The following is a 1,356-nucleotide window of genomic DNA, read 5'->3' on the forward strand; positions in this document are numbered from 1 at the left end:
CTTGATGCGACGGTGCATGGTAAATTGCTTGTGCAAACAGCGAGTGAGTGGATAACGTGGTTTGTTTTCCAAAGGGGTCATAGATATATTGTGCAATCACACTGCCTGACTCATTAGTAATCAATGACACGGAGCCTTGGGTATCTTTGTGCAGATAATGGGTGTCTTTGGTGCCATTAGAGCGATGCGTAATCACAATATTGCCGCCCATTAGATGATACTTGTGCTCGACTAAGCCGCGAGAGCGTCCTTGTGTTTGTACGATTTTTTCGTAACCACCCGCATAATAATGTTCAGTGGTTGTTTGCGTGCCCGAGACTTTGCGTGAATCACGTTTAAATATCATATTACGGTCAATGTTATAGCTCATATCTACGACAGCGCCACTGCGATGGGTAATTCGATACGGTTTATCAAACGCAGTGTAGCGAAAACCGCGTAGGTTAGTTTCGGCTGTGACATTACCATTGTTATCGTAAATAAACGCTTTGATTTGCTGACCTCGATAATTGGTGACTTTCACCAGCCGGTTGGGCTTGGTGCTATCGTAGTGATAGGTACCCACATCAGATTTGTAAGTCATATTACCCGCATTGTCATAGCGATACGTCACACTCGTGCTAAAGTGACTAGGCGTATAACCACGTTTATCTTGAGCAAACCCTCTTGATGTTAGGCGATTGAGTGCATCATAGGCATAGGTTTCGGTAAAGCTATCGATTAGACCATTACTGGCTCGATATTCACTTTCTCGCTGGGTGACATTTCCTGCATCATCAAGCGTTACTATACTTCCATGAAGCAGCATGTTATTGCGTTTGGTAGCAGATGCCTTATGAAAGCCTTCGGTGGTATAGCCATAATCCGTAGTGGTGTTATTACCAAAGGTCGCTTTGGCTAATAGGCCTCTGCGGTTAAATGCATTTGCTTGCCATAGTAAGGTGTTAGTCGATTGATGTCTGACATAGCGCAAGTCGCCTACATCGTCGTATTCATGTGTCACGGTAAAGGCTTCTGTACCAGTGGGGTAAGTGATTTCACTGACTTGACTTAAGTTGTTGTAGGTCATGGATTCAGAGAAGGTTTGTCCGTGAATCAACCGAGTGATGCCACTGACTCGCCCTAAATCATCATAGACATAACTTTCCTGACTGCTAGGCGTGTAGCGTGTATCAGAGCACGTGATATTGCGCGAGGTATACAAGGATTTACTTAATAATTTTCCTGATGCATGGATATTGCGATGACTGGTCGAGCCATACTGCCAACAACTGGTGCCCTCACTGGGAGAGTAACGTCTGACCATGCGCCCGAGTGAATCGTAGGTAAAATCATAGCGATGTCCCATGGCATCGG

Annotated in this window: 1 protein-coding gene; it reads right to left on the reverse strand. The window is 45.1% G+C overall.

The annotated features are described in order from the left end of the window. A partial coding sequence (locus NLF92_RS12630; protein WP_254102539.1) for a hypothetical protein occupies positions 1-1,356 on the reverse strand: 1,356 nt, incomplete at both ends.

It is taken from the genome of Opacimonas viscosa (assembly GCF_024199005.1).
Lineage (GTDB): Bacteria > Pseudomonadota > Gammaproteobacteria > Enterobacterales > Alteromonadaceae > Opacimonas > Opacimonas viscosa.